The sequence below is a fragment of the Variovorax sp. W1I1 genome, from assembly GCF_030815625.1.
Lineage (GTDB): Bacteria > Pseudomonadota > Gammaproteobacteria > Burkholderiales > Burkholderiaceae_C > Variovorax > Variovorax paradoxus_C.
On sequence record NZ_JAUSWZ010000001.1, the window covers coordinates 6,749,735 to 6,766,739 of the forward strand.

Sequence of the window (17,005 nt, forward strand, 5' to 3'; positions counted from 1 at the left end):
GCGTTCGCCATGGGAACCCGCACCGCATCGACCGCGCGCAAGGCGCTTTCCCGCTACCACGGCAAGCGCGATTTCTCGCGCACGCCGGAGCCCAAGGAGGGCGGCCGCGCGGGCCAAGGCGTGCTCTCCTTCGTCATCCAGAAGCACCACGCGAGCCGCCTGCACTACGACTTCCGGCTCGAACTCGACGGCACGCTCAAGAGCTGGGCGGTGCCGAAGGGACCGTGCCTCGATCCGACGGTCAAGCGCATGGCGGTGCATGTCGAGGACCATCCGATTTCGTACGCGGACTTCGAGGGCACCATCCCGCCGAAGCAATACGGCGCAGGCACCGTCATCGTGTGGGACCGAGGCGACTGGCTGCCGGAAGGGGGCAGCGAAGCCGACGCGCGCAAGGCGCTCGCGGCCGGCAAGCTCAAGTTCGAGCTGCGCGGCGAAAAGCTCAAGGGCCACTGGACGCTGGTGCGCATGCGCGGCAAGGGCGACGAGAAGCAAGAGCCGTGGCTGCTCATCAAGGAGCGCGACGACGCGGCGCGCGATCTTGCCGATTACGACGTGCTCGAAGACCAGCCCGCAAGCGTGCTGACCGGCCGCGGCGTGGACGAGGTGGACAGTCCACCGAAGAAAGCGGCACCCGCCAAAAAGGCTGCCGCAAAGAAGCCCGAGAAGAAAGCGGCAAAGAAGGATGTCAAGAAGGAGGTCAAGAAGAAGGCCGCCTTGCCCGCCACCTTTCAACCGCAGCTCGCGGTCCTCGCCGCTTCGCCTCCGTCATCGCCCGACGACTGGCTCTACGAACTCAAGTTCGACGGCTACCGCCTGCTCGCGCGCATCGACAAGGGCAAGGTGCGCTGCTTCACCCGCAACGGCCATGACTGGACCGACAAGCTGCCCGTCATCGCCAAGGCCCTCGCGAAGCTGCCCACCGATTCGGCCTGGCTCGACGGCGAGATCACCGTGGAAGGGGGCAACGGCGCGCCCGATTTCCAGGCGCTGCAGAACGCCTTCGACCGCGGCGCGACTTCATCCATCGTCTACTGGCTGTTCGACGCGCCCTTTCTCGATGGGCAGGACCTGCGCGACGAGCCGGTCGAGGAGCGGCGCGCGCACCTGGCCCGCCTGCTCGGCAAGCGGCCACCGGCGCCGCTGCACCTGAGCGAGGCCTTCGATGCGTCGCCGCGCGACCTGCTCGCGTCATCCGCGCGCATCGGCTTCGAGGGCATCGTCGGCAAGCGGAAGGGCTCGCCGTACGTGTCGCGCCGCTCGGCCGACTGGATCAAGCTCAAGAACCAGCAGCGCCAGGAGTTCGTGATCGGCGGCTACACCGCGCCCAAGGGTTCGCGCTCGGGGTTCGGCGCGCTGCTGCTGGGCGTGCACGACGACAAGGGGCGGCTGCGCTATTGCGGCAACGTGGGCACCGGCTTCAACGGGGATCGCCTCGCCGACATCAAGGCGCGGCTGGACAAGCTGGCCACCGACGACTGCCCCTTCAAACCCATGCCGGACGGTGTGAATGCGAAGGCGCAATGGGTCAAGCCCACGCTGGTGGCCGAAGTCTCTTTCGGCGAATGGACGCGCGAAGACCGCGTGCGCCAGGCGGTGTTCCAGGGGCTGCGCACCGACAAGCCCGCGCGCGGCATCGTGCGCGAACGGGCGGCGCCTTCCGAGACATCAACCGAGACATCAACAAAGGCATCAGCCGACACATCAACCGACACACCCGCGAAGAAGCAAGGAGCAAGGAAATCCATGGCGCTGAAGATCACCCACGCCGACCGCGTGATCGATGCGAAGAGCGGCATCACCAAGGGCGAACTCGCCGCCTACTACAACGCGGTGGGCACGCTCATGCTGCCGCATTTGCGCGGGCGGCCGGTGTCGCTGGTGCGCGCGCCCGACGGCGTGGGCGGCGAGCTGTTCTTCCAGAAGCACATCCAGAACCGCGAGATACCCGGCGTCAACCTGCTGGACCCCGCGCTCGATCCGGGCCACGAGCCGCTGCTGCAGATCGACAGCAAGACCGGGCTCATCGGCGCCGCGCAGATGAACGTCATCGAGCTGCACACCTGGAACGCCACCTCGCGCGCCATCGACCGGCCCGACCGCATGACCTTCGACCTGGACCCCGGCGAAGGCGTGGGCTGGCCGCAGATCCAGGAAGCGACGCTGCTGGTGCGCACGCTGCTCGACGAACTGGGCCTGCCGTCGTTCCTGAAGACCAGCGGCGGCAAGGGCATGCACGTGGTGGTGCCGATCCGCCGGCAGTACGGCTGGGACGAGGTCAAGGGCTTCTCGCAGGCCGTGGTGGTGCACCTGGCGAAGACGATTCCGGACCGCTTCGTCGCCAAGAGCGGGCCGCGCAACCGCGTGGGGAAGGTGTTCGTGGATTACCTGCGCAACGGCTTCGGCGCGACCACGGTCAGCGCGTGGTCGGCGCGGTCGCGGCCGGGGCTCGGCGTGTCGGTGCCGGTTGCGTGGGAGGAGTTGCCCGCCCTGACCGGCGCCGCGCAATGGACCGTCGCCAACGTGGCCGAGCGCCTCGCCACCGGCAACAAGCCGTGGGCGGCGATGGAGCGCAGCCGGAAAGGCATTGCGGCAGCGATGAGGATGCTCGACTACAAGCCGCAGTAGCGGCGAGCGGCGCGCGACGAGGAAGCGCTACTGCAGCACTTCCTCCGTCGTCACATCGAAGCGCTCCAGCGTGTTCGCGCCGAACACCATCGTGATCGGCACGTCCGCCGCGTCGCGCCCGCGCGCCATCACGATGCGGCCGATGCGCGGCGTGTTGTGGCGCGCATCGAAGGTGTGCCAGCGGTCGCCCAGGTACACCTCGAACCACGCGCTGAAGTCCATCGGATAGCGCACCGGCGGAATGCCGATGTCGCCCAGGTAGCCGGTCACGTAGCGCGCCGGGATGTTCATGCAGCGGCACAGCGTGATCGCCAGATGCGCGAAGTCACGGCACACGCCCGTGCCTTCGCGAAAGCCCTCGAGCGCGGTGCGTGTGGCGCGGGCGTTCTGATAGTCGAAGCGCAGATGGCCGTGCACGAAGTTGCAGATCGCCTGCACGCGGTTCCAGCCCGGTGCCACGTTCGAGAAGTTGGCCCAGGCGAACTGCAGCAGTTCGCTGTCGACCTCGCAGTAGCGGCTGGGCAGCACGAAGGGCAATGTGCTCACCGGCAGGTCGGCCGGCGCGTGTTCGATGGCGCCCAGGTCGACGGGATCGGGCGCGCCGGTGTCGAACACGGTCGCCGTGTTGCGCAGCCGCACGCTGCTCACGCCCAGGGGCACCTGCACGCGCGCGCAATGGTTGTCGAAGCTGTCGCGGTAATGGTCGGTGACCAGCGGCGGGCTGATGGTGATGTGCTCGCTGCCCTGGATGTCGGCGGCGCGCGAAGGGTGCACCTGCAGCATGTAGATCAGCGCGGTGGGGGCGGTGACGCCCAGCTGGATGTCGTAGCCGATCCTGATCTGCATTTTGGATTTCTTCCCTGGATGAACCAACCGGTGAGGCGACCGGCGCGCGTGAGACGCTGAGAACACGACAAGCACGATCGGTGCCGTCTTCGGCCCATGCTATGCGACCGGGGTGTCCGAAGCCGCGCGCCACATCCCGCAAACCCTCGTAGGCCGCCGCGATGCGCTGTAGTCGTGCTCCTACTCCCGGGGCGCGCGCCCTCCCACATGCGAGGGCGGGGCGCCACTACGGGTAACAGACGGTGCAAAACATAACCTTCCAGGTCTGTACAGATCGATTCCTTGGAGGGAAATCATGGAGTTCGCAACCCTGTTCGATTCGCTCACCGGTGCGTGGGGCGACGAAATCCTGGTGTGGGCCGTTGCCGCGGTCGCCGGCTGCATCTGCCTGGTCGCTCTGGTGAACGTGCTCGACATGTTCCTCGACAGCAACGAAATGGGCTGACGACCCCGGGGCCAGGCGCCTTTTTTTCTTCTCCCGTTTTTCCATGAAAGATTCCAGGTCCCCGATGACGCCACAGAACAAAGCCGCCGCAGGTCGCCGCGCCAATGCCACCAAGACCGCCAAGTCCGGTGATGGCCGCAACACCAAGCAGCTGCAGCTCGATGGCTTCACCACCGAGCATCCCGCGCACCTGACCACCAACCAGGGGCTGCAGATCCCGGACAACCACAACTCGCTGAAGGCGGGCGTGCGGGGACCCACGCTCCTGGAAGACTTCATCCTCCGCGAGAAGATCACCCACTTCGACCACGAGCGCATTCCCGAGCGCGCGGTGCATGCGCGGGGCTCGGCGGCGCACGGCTACTTTCAGGTCTACAAGTCGATGTCGCAGTTCACCTCGGCCGACTTCCTGCAGGACCCGGACGTGAAGACGCCCGTTTTCGTGCGCTTCTCGACCGTGGCCGGCGAACGCGGATCGGCCGATACGGTGCGCGATGTGCGCGGCTTCGCCGTCAAGTTCTACACCCGCGAAGGCAACTACGACCTCGTGGGCAACAACATCCCGGTGTTCTTCATCCAGGACGCGATGAAGTTTCCCGACCTCATCCACGCCGTCAAGCCCGAGCCGCACCACGCGATGCCGCAGGCCGCGAGCGCGCACGACACCTTCTGGGACTTCGCCTCGCTCATGCCCGAGAGCACCCACATGCTGATGTGGGCCATGAGCGACCGCGCCATTCCGCGCAGCTACCGGATGATGGAAGGCTTCGGCGTCCACACCTTCCGTTTCGTCAACAGCCACGGCGAAAGCCACTTCGTGAAGTTCCACTGGAAGCCCAAGCTCGGCATCCACGGCCTGGTGTGGGACGAAGCACAGAAGATCGCCGGCAAGGACGCCGACTTCCACCGCCGCGACTTGTGGGAAGCCATCGAGAACGGCGACTTCCCCGAATGGGAACTCGGCGTGCAGATCATCCCGGCCGACAAGGAGCACTCGCTCGGCTTCGACCTGCTCGACCCCACCAAGCTGATTCCCGAAGAAATGGTGCCCGTGCAGCGCATCGGCAAGCTGGTGCTCGACCGCAACCCCGACAACTTCTTCGCCGAGACCGAGCAGGTGGCCTTCCATCCCGGCCACGTGGTGCCCGGCATCGACTTCAGCAACGACCCACTGCTGCAGGGGCGCCTCTTCTCGTACACCGACACGCAGATATCTCGCCTGGGCGGCGCGAACTTCCACGAGCTGCCGATCAACAAGGGCGTGTGCCCGTTCCACAACTTCCAGCGCGACGGCATGCACCGCCAGACCATCGCGCGCGGCCAGGTGGCCTACGAGCCCAACACGCTGGGCAGCGGCACGGAGTTCCGCGTCGATGGCGGCAGCAACGGCTTCCAGTCGTTCCCCGAAGCGATCGATGCGCCCAAGGTGCGCCGCCGCAGCGCGTCGTTCGACGACCACTTCACGCAGGCGCGCCTGTTCTTCAACAGCCAGAGCGTGGCCGAGAAGGAACACATCATTGCGGCCTTCCGCTTCGAGCTTTCCAAGCTCGAGGTGCCGGCGATCCGCCAGCGCATGGTCGACAACCTCGCGCACGTGGACGAGAAGCTCGCGCGCCGCGTGGCCGAGCCGCTGGGCATCGGCGAGCCTGATGCCAAGGCGGCGGCGGGACGCGCGGGTTTCCGCGACCACCGCATCGCCCTGCCTATCGACGAGTCGCCCGCGCTCAGCATGGCCGACACCGGCGACGGCTCGATCCGCACGCGCAAGATCGCGATCCTCGTGGCCGACGGCATCGATTCGGCTTCGCTCAAGCCGATCCGCGAAGCGCTCGAACAGGCGGGCGCGCAATGCAAGATCGTCGGTCCGCGCCTGGGAACTGTGGCCAGCGCGTCCAAGCGCCAGATCGATGTGGAGATGACCTTCTCGAATACCCCCTCGGTGATGTTCGATGCGGTGCTGGTGCCGGCCGGCGCCGACAGCGCGGCCACGATGTCGGCCACCGGCGATGCGGTGCACTTCGTGCTGGAAGCCTACAAGCACTGCAAGGCGATCTGCACGGTGGGCGAGGGCGTGAAGCTGCTCGCTTCGCTGGGCATCGGCGCGGAGGGCGATGCGCCCGCGGGCGTCGTCGTGGCCGCGACGCCGGTTACCAACTTGGGCGACACCACGGCTGCCCAGCAGATCGCGCAGGACTTCGTTGCGGCGATTGCGAAGCACCGGCACTGGGACCGGGCGAATATCGAGGCCGTGCCTGCGTAAGCGTTGTAGAAGAGAGCGACACAAAAGCGGGAGCGAGCGGCGCTAACTGTCGATCGGGGTTGACGTCACATGTACATGCCCCGACACATCCGCCTGGTTGGCATCACCGATCCAACGCCATCGGATATCTCGAGCCGCCACGTTCAAGCCGCCCGCTTCGTGCAGCGTGGTCGGCACCGGGAAAGGCTGGCCTTGCTCGACATAGGCTTGCCGCCACGACTCGTGGAACACCGCGTAGTGCGCGTGCTCCTTCTTCAGGCGCGCCGACCAGATGCCCGTCTGCGGGCAGAGAACGGTGCCGCTGCAACTGCGGGGCGCTTCAGGTGCCGGTACATATCGCGCAATGCCCTGTGCCACGTATGGGTGACTCGATGCAGCCTGCTGCACCGGTAAGCCTTTGTAGTGCCATGACACGGCACCGTAGCCGGGTGGAATCTGTTCCGCCAGATTGGGAAGCGGCTCGCCGCGTTTGAAGTTCCACGGCACTTGGGCCGCGTTCCAATCCAGTTGCCAGTCACCCCGGATCACATCGATCTGAGGGAGCCAGTAGCCGGTGAAGTGGGCGTGTTGCCTGGCCTTGAGGCCCCACGGCCTGCCATGGTTATCGTAGGCGTTTTCGTCGGGCGGTGGCGCGATGTTGCCGGTCAGTACATGGCCCTGAGGGATGTGGGCGCGGCCGGTACGGTTGGCGCCCGGCGTGGCCGGTGTTGGCTGCTTGAGGATGACTGCCTTGGCCGCATCGATCAGCGTCTCGCGCTTGCCGTCCCAGAATGGCAGTGAGGCTGGTGGCAGGGGCAGGACTTTGTAGAGATTGGGGAAGCGCAGGTCGGGGTTGAGTTCGAGGGCCGCTGCAAGAGTGCTGTAGCGCTCAGCACGGGCGCGATCGATGACGTTGGCGGTTAGCGGATCAACCTCGTCAAAGGAGGCGAAGAGATAACTAGCTGCATCCTTGCTCCCAAACTTCACGCCTTCATGCAAAACAGCAAGCGCTCGGGCGTAGTTCTTATCTGCAAGATTGAGCGTCTGCCCCAGCTTGTAAGCCGCCTCTCCATACCCTTGTGCGAATGCGCACTCCAACATCTTGATGCCAACTTTGCTGTTGCCCCAAACGCCCATTTGGGCATCGTCGTAGGCAGCGTCTAACTTGTAACCGAGGTGCGTCTGAGCCGCAGGGCTGCCCATGTCCGCTGCGAGTTGCCAGAATCCGTAGGCTCGATCAATGTCCGGTTTGACTCCGATGCCGCTCTGGTGGTACGTGCCCATCTTGTCGAAGGCGGCGGGCACGCCCTGTTTCATCAATCCTTCGACGATCAGCACCGCTCGTTCGGTATCACGCTGCATGCCCAGACCGTGCTCGTACAGGCCCGCAAGATTCATCGCGGCCTTCCACTGGCCTTTGGCTGCGGCCTGTTCCCAGAGCTGAGCCGCCTTCTTGTAGTCGCGCTGGTTGGGCCAGAGTTCGTTGCTGGTCACCGCCATGCCTTGCTGGAACAGAATTTCTGATTCGTTTGTGATCAGGGGCAGCTTGGACGCTTCGTGCACGCAGGGGAAATCGGCTCGGTGCGGGTTGAAGGCCTTCAGGTTCATGTTGCGGGGCAGATCGTTCATTGTGCAGGCGGTCAAGATGAAAAGAATCAGCAGTGCGGCCAATGCCGCACGCGGACGGGAGATATCGCAAAGATGAAATGGCTTCATGGCGATCAGCCCAAGCGGATACTGCTGGCGCGATCGTCGTGGAATGCGACAAGGAAGCAGGACGGGCGGAGGCCTTTTTTCTTGTTAAGTAGGTTGTCCCACGCTGCTTTTTGCCATTTCTGAAATGTGTCGTGCATCACCTTCTGATCCGTCGCCACGCCGCCCGCGAACTTCCCGTCGGTGTGCTGCCCCCACACCCGTTCGCGCAGATTCTTGGCAGTGACCGGATCGTCGCTCGCGATATTGATCTCGCTGTCCACCGCAAAGCTGCGCAAGTTCAAGTTCGCGCTGCCCAGCGTGAACATGCTGTCGTCGATGACCATCAGCTTGCTGTGGATGTAGATCTCGCGATAACGCGCCTTGAACAACTGGTTCTCCAGGTCCCTGATGTAGTTGATGCCCCCGGCGTAGCCGGGGGAGTTCGGGTCGTAGTTCGCCGACTTCTTCCATCCGTCGAGTTTGGCCAGCCCATCTCTCTGGGTGGTTTGCCAGTTCGTATCGAAGGTCCACAGGCTCGCCACCAGCGAGCGCATGGCGAACTGGCCTTCGAGCGCCTTGCGCGCCATCTCATCGTCCTTGGCGCCGCCTGCGTCCTTGTAGGCTTGGGCAATGCTGGACAGCGGTTGGGGCGGAGGGATCATGAGCGGGTCCCGACTGCGCCTGCGGGCTTCCTGCACGGCTTCGTAGCGCGCGATCTCTCCTTCCACCATCTTTGCCTGGTTCGGCATGGATGAACCATGCCCCAGCTCTGTCACGGTGTCGTGCGTACGCGGAATCATCTGCTTGCGCTCCGGCGTGGGCGTCACGACCATCACGTGTAGCTTGGGCACATCGGCCATGCCCAGCTTGCCTTTCTGGAAACCCGCCAAGTACTCCGCACGCAAGCGCTTCAGTTCCTTGACCCAAGCCGCATGTTGAAAGTACTGGTTCTCTACATACAGGTAGTGGCGTGCGAAGCTGATCGCGTGGTTGTAGAGACGGTGGATGGATTTCTCGCTGCCATCGGTGGCAGGCGAGGTGCGCAGGATTTGCGCGCTCTGATGCGGAGCGATCAGGTTCTTGGTCAAGTTTGCAGGCGTGGCCTTGAGATTGAATTCACGGCTCACATTGCTGCCCGCGCCTTTGCCGTTGGCTTCGGCCTTGTTCCACGCCTCGGTGAAGTTTTTGCACACCGCCGCCAGCACCTGTCCCTCGACACGGCAACCGTAGTCCTGGTACGGCTTGAGTCCGGGCTCTGCGTCGTTCGCACCCTCCCAGCTCTTGCCGCGCCTGGGGTCGTCGAACTTGTGAGCCGTGGTATCCCAGTAGTCGGTGACCGAATTCAGGCCGAGCACATAACCGCAGGGTTTGTCGCCTTCATAGTCGATGACGATGGTTTTCTGATGATGAGTGGCCAGGTATTCGAAGCCCAGGCGCTCGATGCGGCCCAGGCCATTCATGCTCGCTTCACTCCTCAGACTGGTCATCACGTCGTCGTGAACGCCGCCGCGCGTCCGCAGCGATAGGGCGTTGTGCTTTCCCGCTACGACATCCCTGTACCAATGCGAATTGAATATCTCCCGTCGATCACGCGCGGAAGGAGATGGAGGAAACAACAAACCCGGTTTACTGCGTTCATAGAGAGACTCGGTCTTGTAGCCCGGCATGTTGTTCACGGCGGCGCTGCCAATGAAGTCATACCACACCAGAAGGCGCACTTTGACCGGCTTGCCGTTGTTGAATTTGCCCTGCGCAGCGCCCAGCAGCAGATCGCCCCAGGTGTCACCCCGCGGCCATTGGTCGGCCGTCTCGCGAGTGAGCTCCATCGCGGGATCGAAGCCCCAGCAGACGAGGTCGATGCTGTGCTGTGCTTTTCGGATGTCGGCTGCGATCTGCTTGAAGGTCTCCTCGCCGCATATGTAGAGGCGCAAATTGTTGTGATGAAAAACCGGCGTTTTCTCGTCTTCGCCCCTCTTCTCGAGAAACCATTGCGCGCTGCCGGTGGCGGTGCCTGTGGCCGCGCACAAGGGGACGGTCGATCTGTGTTGCGTGTCGTTCGTTGGTCGCAGGTCGCTCATGAATTTCCTTCGTCGTCACGGTGCCGCAGGTAGTGCTGCATCCGGTTCTTCGTGTCGCTGTGAGCCGCGCGATAGCCGGAGGCTGCAAGCCTGTCGTCGTTGGACTTCAGCTGTGCCTTGACGGGCAATTCGTATTCGTTGCCGTTGGCGAGCTGGACCTTGTAGGAGGCCGTGTCGCTCTGATGGTCTTCAATGAGCACTCGCCCATCGGCATCGGTGATGCCGTCAGCCACATTCGCGCTGTCCTTGTACAAGGTGTAGGGCTCGAAGCCGAGCGGCCGGCCGTCCTGTGCGTGCGAAAGCAGCACAAAGCTGAGCGCCCCTTTTTTCTTGAGGTCCAGGCTCGACATGCCGCTCACCGACTGGGGCGGTGCGTTCTTCGGCCCGACCATGCTGTGCACGGCGGCGTGCTCCACATGCTTTCCAGAGGTGGCATCTTCAATGCCCGCAGCATTCAGGCGAATGGTGCTTCCGCCACCGTTGAGCACGAGTTCCTCCTTGGCGGTGATGGTGATCCTGTTGGCGACCTGGACGATATCGAGCTTGGCCAGGATGTTGATGCTTTCCTTGAGCGCCTTGATGTCGATGTTGCCGCCGAATGCGAACAGTCTCATCCCTGCCTGGTAGGCAAAGAGTCGAACAGCCTGCTTGGCGCTGACCAGAAAGCTCTTGGCTGCTGAGATGCTGGTGTGGCCTCCGCTGGTCAGTGCGTTGTGTTCCGCGCTGGCGATATGGGTCGACTGCGACGTGGTGGTTTCGATGCCTGCGGGGCTCGCCAACACGAGATGCGGCTCGGCCAGTTCGGGGAAGCGGTCTTCGCCTGCCGGTGCGGTGCCCTTGATCGCGTCGTTCTGTGCCTTGAGCGACTGAATGACTTCATCCTGATCGCCCGGGGAATGCGCCTCGGCCTGCAGCGCCGAGTCGGACAAGCCGTCGTGCTGCTCGTGGGCCGCTGTCAGCCGCGCCGCTGTTTCGTCTATGTCCGTGATGTGAGCCCTGGCATTGGCTCGCCCCTCGGTGGTGATCAAAAGACCCTGGGCGGCACGAATGGCGCCATGACCATCGGTGCGCAGTTCCAAGCCTTCGCCTCGATGGTCCTTGCGCCCCGCGTTGTCCTCGATTCGCGTGATGTGCCCCAGGCTCAGCTGGCTGTGCTGGTGATCGCTCTTGATCTGGACCTGGATCTTCCCCTTCGTGTCGTCCATCGCGATGTGGTTGCTGCGCCCCGCCGAGCTGTTGCCCCCGTCGTCGGTCAGCTCCCGGCTCCTGTAGCCCGACAGCGCGCTGTGGTGCGGCAACGCCCACGGCGGCTCGTTCGCCTGGTTGTACGCACGCCCCGTGCAGATCGGTAGGTCCGGGTCCCCGCCGACAAAGTCGACGATGACTTCCTGGCCGATGCGCGGGACATGGATGCTGCCCTGCTGGTTGCCCGCCCCGTGCAGGTTCACGCGTATCCAGCAGGAGCTGTGCTGATCCTCGTTTCCGATGCGGTCCCAGGGAAACTGCACCTTGATGCGGCCCCACTTGTCGGTCCAGATGTTCTGGCCAGGAGGGCCGACCACCCGCGCGGTCTGGGGCCGTGCGTGAGCGGCTTGGGTCGCGTGGGCACGGGGCGCAGCGGCTCGGCCATCGGGTGCGCGGTGAAGTCGACCTCCACTTTCCATTGCTGCTTGCGACCGGGAGACGCATCGCCGATCTGGCTGTCCTGCGCGACGTCTTCGATCAGGAAGCGGGTGTCCAGGAGCAGGTATTCGGTATTGGCTTTCTGGCGCGGGTGCTTGGTCAATTGAAAGGAGCAACCGGGCACCATGCCGCGCAAATTGCCGCTGGCCCGCGCCCTGGCGCCATGGGTGCGCAGCGCCTCCATGCGCAAGAGCGCCAACTGGTGGCCTTCGCCGTGGGGATCGTTCGCCTCGGCACTGCCGGCCCTGGGCTGCGCATAGTGGCTGCCGGCGGCGCTGCCTTCATGCCACTGGTAGACCTCACCGTCGGCTTGGCCGGTGGCGCGCGGGTCTTTGCGGCTCTGGCCCAGGTCGGCCCTGGGGCGCATGTAGTCGTACTCGCGGCTGGCGTACCTGCCGCTGGTCAGGTGGTGGTGCGGAACGAAGCTGCTGACGTATTCGGCATCGACCTTCCAGCCCGGCGCGTGGTACTCGACCTGCTGGTATGCGGCGCTGTCGTTCTTTTGGTACGCGCCCATGTTGTCGATGAGCACGAGGCGGTGCTTGCCCTCGCTGTGCTGGAAGAAGTAGCTGATTCCCCAGGATTGCGTCAGGCGCTCGAAGAATTCAAAGTCGCTCTCGTTGAACTGAACCTGGTAATCCCGCGTCGGGTAGGTCTCGATCAGGCGCTTGTCCACGGGAAAGTCGTAGCCGGCAAGAAGCTCGTCCAGGATCTGAACCACGCTCTTGTTCTGATAGATCCTGCAGTCGGTGGTGAGGGTGGCCAGGTGCAGCCAGGGACGCAGCGTGAGCTTGTATTGCACATGGCGCCCCTCTTCGCCCCAGACTTCCACGTCGGTGATCAGCGCGTTGATCTGGCGCACGCCTGCGCCGATGTGGTCGAGGGCTTGTCCGGCAACGCCGGGAATGAACTGCCCCGCGCCGTCGAGCTGGATCAAGCAGGTGATCTCGCGTCCGATGAAGCTGTCGAGATCGAAGTCCATCGCTCCGCTGGCGCCAAGGTTCATTGCATCGGGCGTCTTCAAGAGCAGTTCGTACGCGAACAAGCTGTTGATCCCTTCGTTTCCTGACAGCCGGACCGCTTCCAGCGTCGGCTGTCCGAGCAGGACAGGAATTGCAGGAGACTGAATCGAGAGCGTGCGCTGCATCGCGATCTTTCATGACGGAAAAGAGATCGCGCAGTTTGCGAGCGCGCATCCGCTCACATTGCGAACAATCGTCACCCATCGACGAAACCAGCACCTGCCTCCAGATTCGCCGCGCAATGTGTGACGGACTCGGCAAGTACCTGAAAACAGATACCCAATGGCCCGTAGTCCTTTAGCGCTAGACCGTATTGCGAATAGCCGCGGAAGGTACCCCCTCCTAGACTTTCCCCACGAGGCCTGAACGGCGCGCACTTCCGCGGCGTCGAGCATCTGTTACTGCAACCCAGCAGCAGGTGCACCGGCCGCGTGCGGGGGTCCAATGGCGTGGTTTTCAAGATGGGGATGGGAGCGCCCTGCACGTTGTCGTGCGGGCATCGCAGGCGCGCTCGGTCTGGCTGGAATTCTTCTCTTGGGCTTCGGCCCCCCGGCCTCGGCGCAGCCGAACGCCGAAGCCGCGGCCAGCAAGGCCGAGCAGGCGCGGCTCGCCGACACCGACACCTTGCTGGCACTGACCAGCGAAGGCGCCGTGCTCTACGGGCAGGACGCGATCAAGCTCTCGGGCTACCAGTACTGCAGCCAGGCCGTCGCATTGGCGGAAGCGGGCGAATTCCGCCAGAGCGTCCGCGCCGCGAGCAAGGCGCTGCACCTGGCCAACGCCACGCGCGATCCGAACCTCATGGCGATGGCGAACCGCGACCTGGCGATCGTCTACAGCTACTCGGGCCAACTCGAAAAAGCCGAGGAGTTCGCACGCGAGGCGCTCAAGCATCCGGCGCGCGATCCCAAGCTGGTGGTCGGCCCGGTACAGAAGGTGATCGGCGACGTGCGCACGCGCCGCGGCGATTTCGCCGGCGCGGTGCTCAGCTACGACGAGGCGCTCGCCAACAGCTCGCCGCGCTATGCGCCGCTGGTGCAGGCCTCGCTGGTGAACGCGCTCATCGAATCGGGTGATGCCGTCCGGGCGCGCGAAGTGCTCGGCACCATGCCGCCGCCCAAGGACGCACCGCTCACCGCGCAGCTCGACCGCACGCGCGCCCGCCTGCTGCTGGCCGAGAACAAGCCGGCCGAGGCGCGCGACATGTACCGCGCGCTCACCGCGCGGCAGGTCGGGGCCGATACCGAGTACTACCGCCTCTGGGCCTGGGACGGCGTGGCGCGCAGCGAGATCGCGCTGGGCCAGAAACAGGCCGCGGCCGAAGCCGTGGGCCAGGCGCTGGGCGGCGTGGACAAGGTGCGTGCCAAGTTCCGCAGCGAAGAATTCAAGATGGGCCTGTTCTCCGACCTGCAGTCGGTGTTCGAGCGCGGCGTGTCGGTGTACAGCGATGCGGGCGATGCGCGCGCGGCCTTCGAGGTCAGCGAGCACAGCCGCTCGCGTGCGCTGCTCGACGCGGTACGCGGGCGCGCGAAGGTCAGCGAGCAGGCTTCCAACACGGTCGACCTCGCCACGCTGCAGCGCACGCTGGCCGCCGACGAGCGCGTGGTGCAGTTCCACTCGCTGCCCGACCGCCTTGTGGTGTGGGTCGTGAGCCCGAGCGCGATTCAAGAGAAGACGGTGGCCGTCAAGCGCGAGGAGCTCAACGAGCTGGTCGAGACCTTCCGCAACTCCATCGTGCGCGGACGCCGCACCGCCATCACCAACGCCGACAAGCTCGGCGCCGCGCTGCTCGGGCCGCTCGGCCTCGCACCGGGGCAGCGCCTCGTCATCGTGCCGCACGGCCCGCTGCACTACCTGCCGTTCCAAGCGCTGCGGCTGGACGGCCGCTACATCATCGAGACGCACCCGGTGTCGGTCGCGCCGTCGATGAGCATCGCGGTGCAGCTCGCGCAGCGCACGCCGCGCGTGAACGCATCGCTCACCGCCTTCGGCAATCCGCGCATCGAGGACAAGTACGACCTGCCCGGCGCCGAGACCGAGGTGAAGCAGCTCGCGCAGCTCTTCCCGCGCAACACCGTGTTCATGGGCGCGGCCGCCACCAAGACGCAGTTCCGCGACGTGGCCGCGCGCTCGCCGCTGATGCACGTGGCCGCGCACGCCGAGGCCGATGCGGTCGATCCGCTGTACTCGCGCATTCTCCTGGCCAACGAAGGCGGAAAGCAGAACTTCCTCGAGGCGCACGAGATCCTGGGCATGCCGATGGACGGCACCGCATTGGTCACGCTCTCGGCCTGCGAATCGGGGCTCGGGCGCATCGCGCAGGGCGACGAGGTGCTGGGCTTCACGCGTTCGTTCCTCTCGGCCGGCAGCTCCAGCCTGATCGCCTCGCTGTGGCCGGTGTCGGACGACGCCACCGCGGTGCTCATGGGCACGCTCTACGGCGAACTCTCCAAGGGCCGCGACCTGCAGAAGGCCATGCAGGCCGGACAACTCGCCGTGCTGAAGGACCCCAAGATGTCTCATCCCTTCTTCTGGGCGCCGTTCAACCTGATCGGCAACTGGCGCTTGACCGTCGGGAGCTGAGCCATGCGCAACGACATGAATCGCTCCATCGCCCTCGCTCCACGCAACGCGCTGCGCCCCATCGCCTGGGCCACCGGCGCCCTGGTGTCGGCCGTCCTCTTCATGGCTGCGGACCGCGCGCATGCCGAGGAACAAGCACAGGCCGAACAACAAGCCGCACCGGCCAACGATGCCGGCGATGCCACCGAACTGCTCCCCACCAAGGACCCGTGCGGCACCTGCGACCGTCCGCTCGCGCAAGCGACCGGCACCGTCGCACCGCAAAGCCTGCCCGCACCGCCGCGCCCCGCCGGCACGACGTTCAAGCTCAACGACCTGCGCCTGAACGGCGTGAAGGCGCTGACCAACGCGGAGCTGCAGTCGATCACCGCGCCCTACATCGGCCGCGACGTCACGCTGGGCGATCTCGAAGGGCTCGCGCAGGCGATCACCGCGCGCTACAAGGAGCGCGGCTACTTCCTCGCGCAGGCCATCGTGCCCGTGCAGACGGTGCGCGATGGCATCGTCGAGATCAGCGTGATCGAAGGGCGCCTGGGCAAGGTCGACGTGGTCGTCGCGCCCGATGCACCGCTCAGCGAGGCGCGCGTGCGCGGTTTCCTCGCGCCGCTGCAGCCGGGCGAAGCGGTCAGCGCGCAGGGCTACGAGCGCGCGATGCTGCTGCTGTCGGACCAGCCCGGCGTGAAGGTGTCGTCGGGCCTGCAGGAGGGCACGTCGCCCGGCACCACCGACCTCTCGGTCGAAGTGGCCGCCGCACCGCGCTGGGCCTTCACGGCCGAGGCCGACAACCACGGCACCAAGGAATCGGGACGCTACCGCGTCGGCGGCACCGCGCGCTGGTTGAGCCCCTTCGGCATCGGCGACAACCTCGACATGCGCCTGATGGTGTCCGACAGCAACGACCTGCAGTTCGGCCGCATCGCGTACGAGGCGCCCATCGGCACCAGCGGGCTGCGCGCGGGCGTGGGCCTCGCGCGCGTCAACTACGAGCTCGGCGGCCAGTTCGCCGACTACGAGGCGCGCGGCCGCGCCAACGTGCTCGACTTCTCGCTCAACTACCCGCTGATCCGCCAGCGCCAGCAGAACCTGTTCCTGCGCCTGGGCGCCGACACCAAGGACCTGACCGACGAGGTCGGCATCGCCAACACCACTTCGCGAAAGCGCGTGCACGGCCTCAGCATGGGCTGGACCTGGGAGCGCCGTGACGAAGTGCTCGGCGGCGGCTACTGGGCGAGCACCGGCACGCTCTATCACGGCAACCTGTCGATCCGCGATCCCGAGAGCCGGCTGGCCGACCAGAGCCTCGGCGGCCACAACACCGAAGGCGGCTTCACCAAGATGACCTTCCAGCTCTCGCGGCTGCAGGCCATCGTGCCGCGCCATTCGCTGTACCTCTCGGTCGGCGGCCAGTGGGCGAGCAAGAACCTCGACGGCTCCGAGAAACTCGCGCTCGGCGGCGCGCGCGCGGTGCGTGCGTATCCCTCGGGCGAACTGCTGGTGGACCAGGGCGTGATCGGCACGGCCGAGTGGCGCTGGTCGTTCAACGAAGAGCTCACGCCCTTCCTGTTCTACGACGCCGCACGCGGAAAGATCGTGCGCAACCCCACGGTCTTCGACGGCCCCAACAGCCACAGCCTGCGCGGCTACGGCGTAGGCGTGAGCTGGTCGCGGCCGGGCAATTTCTCGATCAACGCCACGCTCGCCTGGCGCGCCGGCACGCCGCCGGCGCAGACCGACGGCGGTGGGCGCAATCCGCGCCTCTACGTGCAGCTCATCAAGGCGTTCTGAC

9 protein-coding genes and 1 pseudogene are annotated in these 17,005 nt (G+C 65.4%); 5 read left to right on the plus strand and 5 right to left on the minus strand.

The window, feature by feature from the left end:
• The first annotated feature begins 9 nt into the window (after window positions 1–9).
• Window positions 10–2,628: a DNA ligase D gene (gene ligD, locus QFZ83_RS31445; RefSeq protein WP_307512283.1), complete on the plus strand. Its 2,619-nt coding sequence runs from the start codon at window positions 10–12 to the stop codon at window positions 2,626–2,628.
• A 27-nt stretch (window positions 2,629–2,655) separates the two neighbouring features.
• Here the strand turns inward: ligD and QFZ83_RS31450 are convergent, their stop codons facing one another.
• Window positions 2,656–3,474: a transglutaminase family protein gene (locus QFZ83_RS31450; protein WP_307512285.1), complete on the minus strand. Its 819-nt coding sequence runs from the start codon at window positions 3,472–3,474 to the stop codon at window positions 2,656–2,658.
• A gap of 295 nt (window positions 3,475–3,769) precedes the next feature.
• Between QFZ83_RS31450 and QFZ83_RS31455 the strand changes: the two genes are divergently transcribed.
• Both QFZ83_RS31455 and katE read left to right on the plus strand, forming a co-directional pair.
• Window positions 3,770–3,919: a hypothetical protein gene (locus QFZ83_RS31455; RefSeq protein ID WP_013539001.1), complete on the plus strand. Its 150-nt coding sequence runs from the start codon at window positions 3,770–3,772 to the stop codon at window positions 3,917–3,919.
• A gap of 64 nt (window positions 3,920–3,983) precedes the next feature.
• Window positions 3,984–6,179: a catalase HPII gene (katE, locus tag QFZ83_RS31460; RefSeq protein WP_307512287.1), complete on the plus strand. Its 2,196-nt coding sequence runs from the start codon at window positions 3,984–3,986 to the stop codon at window positions 6,177–6,179.
• A 42-nt stretch (window positions 6,180–6,221) separates the two neighbouring features.
• On the opposite strand, the gene QFZ83_RS31465 is transcribed toward katE, so the two are convergent.
• The 4 genes and pseudogenes from QFZ83_RS31465 to QFZ83_RS31480 all read right to left on the minus strand — a co-directional run.
• Entirely contained in the window at window positions 6,222–7,874 is a 1,653-nt protein-coding gene (locus QFZ83_RS31465; protein ID WP_307512289.1) for a DUF6396 domain-containing protein, read from the minus strand.
• Between the two features lie 5 nt (window positions 7,875–7,879).
• On the minus strand, window positions 7,880–9,931 hold the full coding sequence (locus QFZ83_RS31470; protein WP_307512291.1) for a phosphatidylserine/phosphatidylglycerophosphate/cardiolipin synthase family protein: 2,052 nt from the start codon (window positions 9,929–9,931) through the stop codon (window positions 7,880–7,882).
• Window positions 9,928–11,136 (minus strand): DUF2345 domain-containing protein, encoded by a 1,209-nt coding sequence (locus QFZ83_RS31475; RefSeq protein WP_373457533.1) that lies wholly within the window; start codon window positions 11,134–11,136, stop codon window positions 9,928–9,930. The genes QFZ83_RS31470 and QFZ83_RS31475 overlap by 4 nt, the downstream gene beginning before the upstream one ends.
• Window positions 11,137–11,148: 12 nt before the next feature.
• Window positions 11,149–12,761, minus strand: a pseudogene (locus QFZ83_RS31480) (type VI secretion system Vgr family protein); the annotation flags it as partial.
• A 409-nt stretch (window positions 12,762–13,170) separates the two neighbouring features.
• Between QFZ83_RS31480 and QFZ83_RS31485 the strand changes: the two are divergent.
• Both QFZ83_RS31485 and QFZ83_RS31490 read left to right on the plus strand, forming a co-directional pair.
• The gene (locus QFZ83_RS31485) at window positions 13,171–15,219 is read left to right on the plus strand and encodes a CHAT domain-containing protein (RefSeq protein WP_307512295.1); all 2,049 of its coding nucleotides are present in this window, start codon (window positions 13,171–13,173) and stop codon (window positions 15,217–15,219) included.
• 3 nt (window positions 15,220–15,222) lie between these two features.
• On the plus strand, window positions 15,223–17,004 hold the full coding sequence (locus QFZ83_RS31490) for a ShlB/FhaC/HecB family hemolysin secretion/activation protein (protein ID WP_307512297.1): 1,782 nt from the start codon (window positions 15,223–15,225) through the stop codon (window positions 17,002–17,004).
• Window position 17,005 lies beyond the last annotated feature (1 nt).

Coding starts and splice junctions, on each gene's coding strand:
- QFZ83_RS31455 (WP_013539001.1), top strand. CDS start 3,770: ATGGAGTTCGCAACCCTGTTCGATTCGCTCACCGGTGCGTGGGGCGAC.
- QFZ83_RS31475 (WP_373457533.1), bottom strand. CDS start 11,136: ATGGACGACACGAAGGGGAAGATCCAGGTCCAGATCAAGAGCGATCAC.
- ligD (WP_307512283.1), top strand. CDS start 10: ATGGGAACCCGCACCGCATCGACCGCGCGCAAGGCGCTTTCCCGCTAC.
- QFZ83_RS31450 (WP_307512285.1), bottom strand. CDS start 3,474: ATGCAGATCAGGATCGGCTACGACATCCAGCTGGGCGTCACCGCCCCC.
- QFZ83_RS31465 (WP_307512289.1), bottom strand. CDS start 7,874: ATGAAGCCATTTCATCTTTGCGATATCTCCCGTCCGCGTGCGGCATTG.
- QFZ83_RS31490 (WP_307512297.1), top strand. CDS start 15,223: ATGCGCAACGACATGAATCGCTCCATCGCCCTCGCTCCACGCAACGCG.
- katE (WP_307512287.1), top strand. CDS start 3,984: ATGACGCCACAGAACAAAGCCGCCGCAGGTCGCCGCGCCAATGCCACC.
- QFZ83_RS31470 (WP_307512291.1), bottom strand. CDS start 9,931: ATGAGCGACCTGCGACCAACGAACGACACGCAACACAGATCGACCGTC.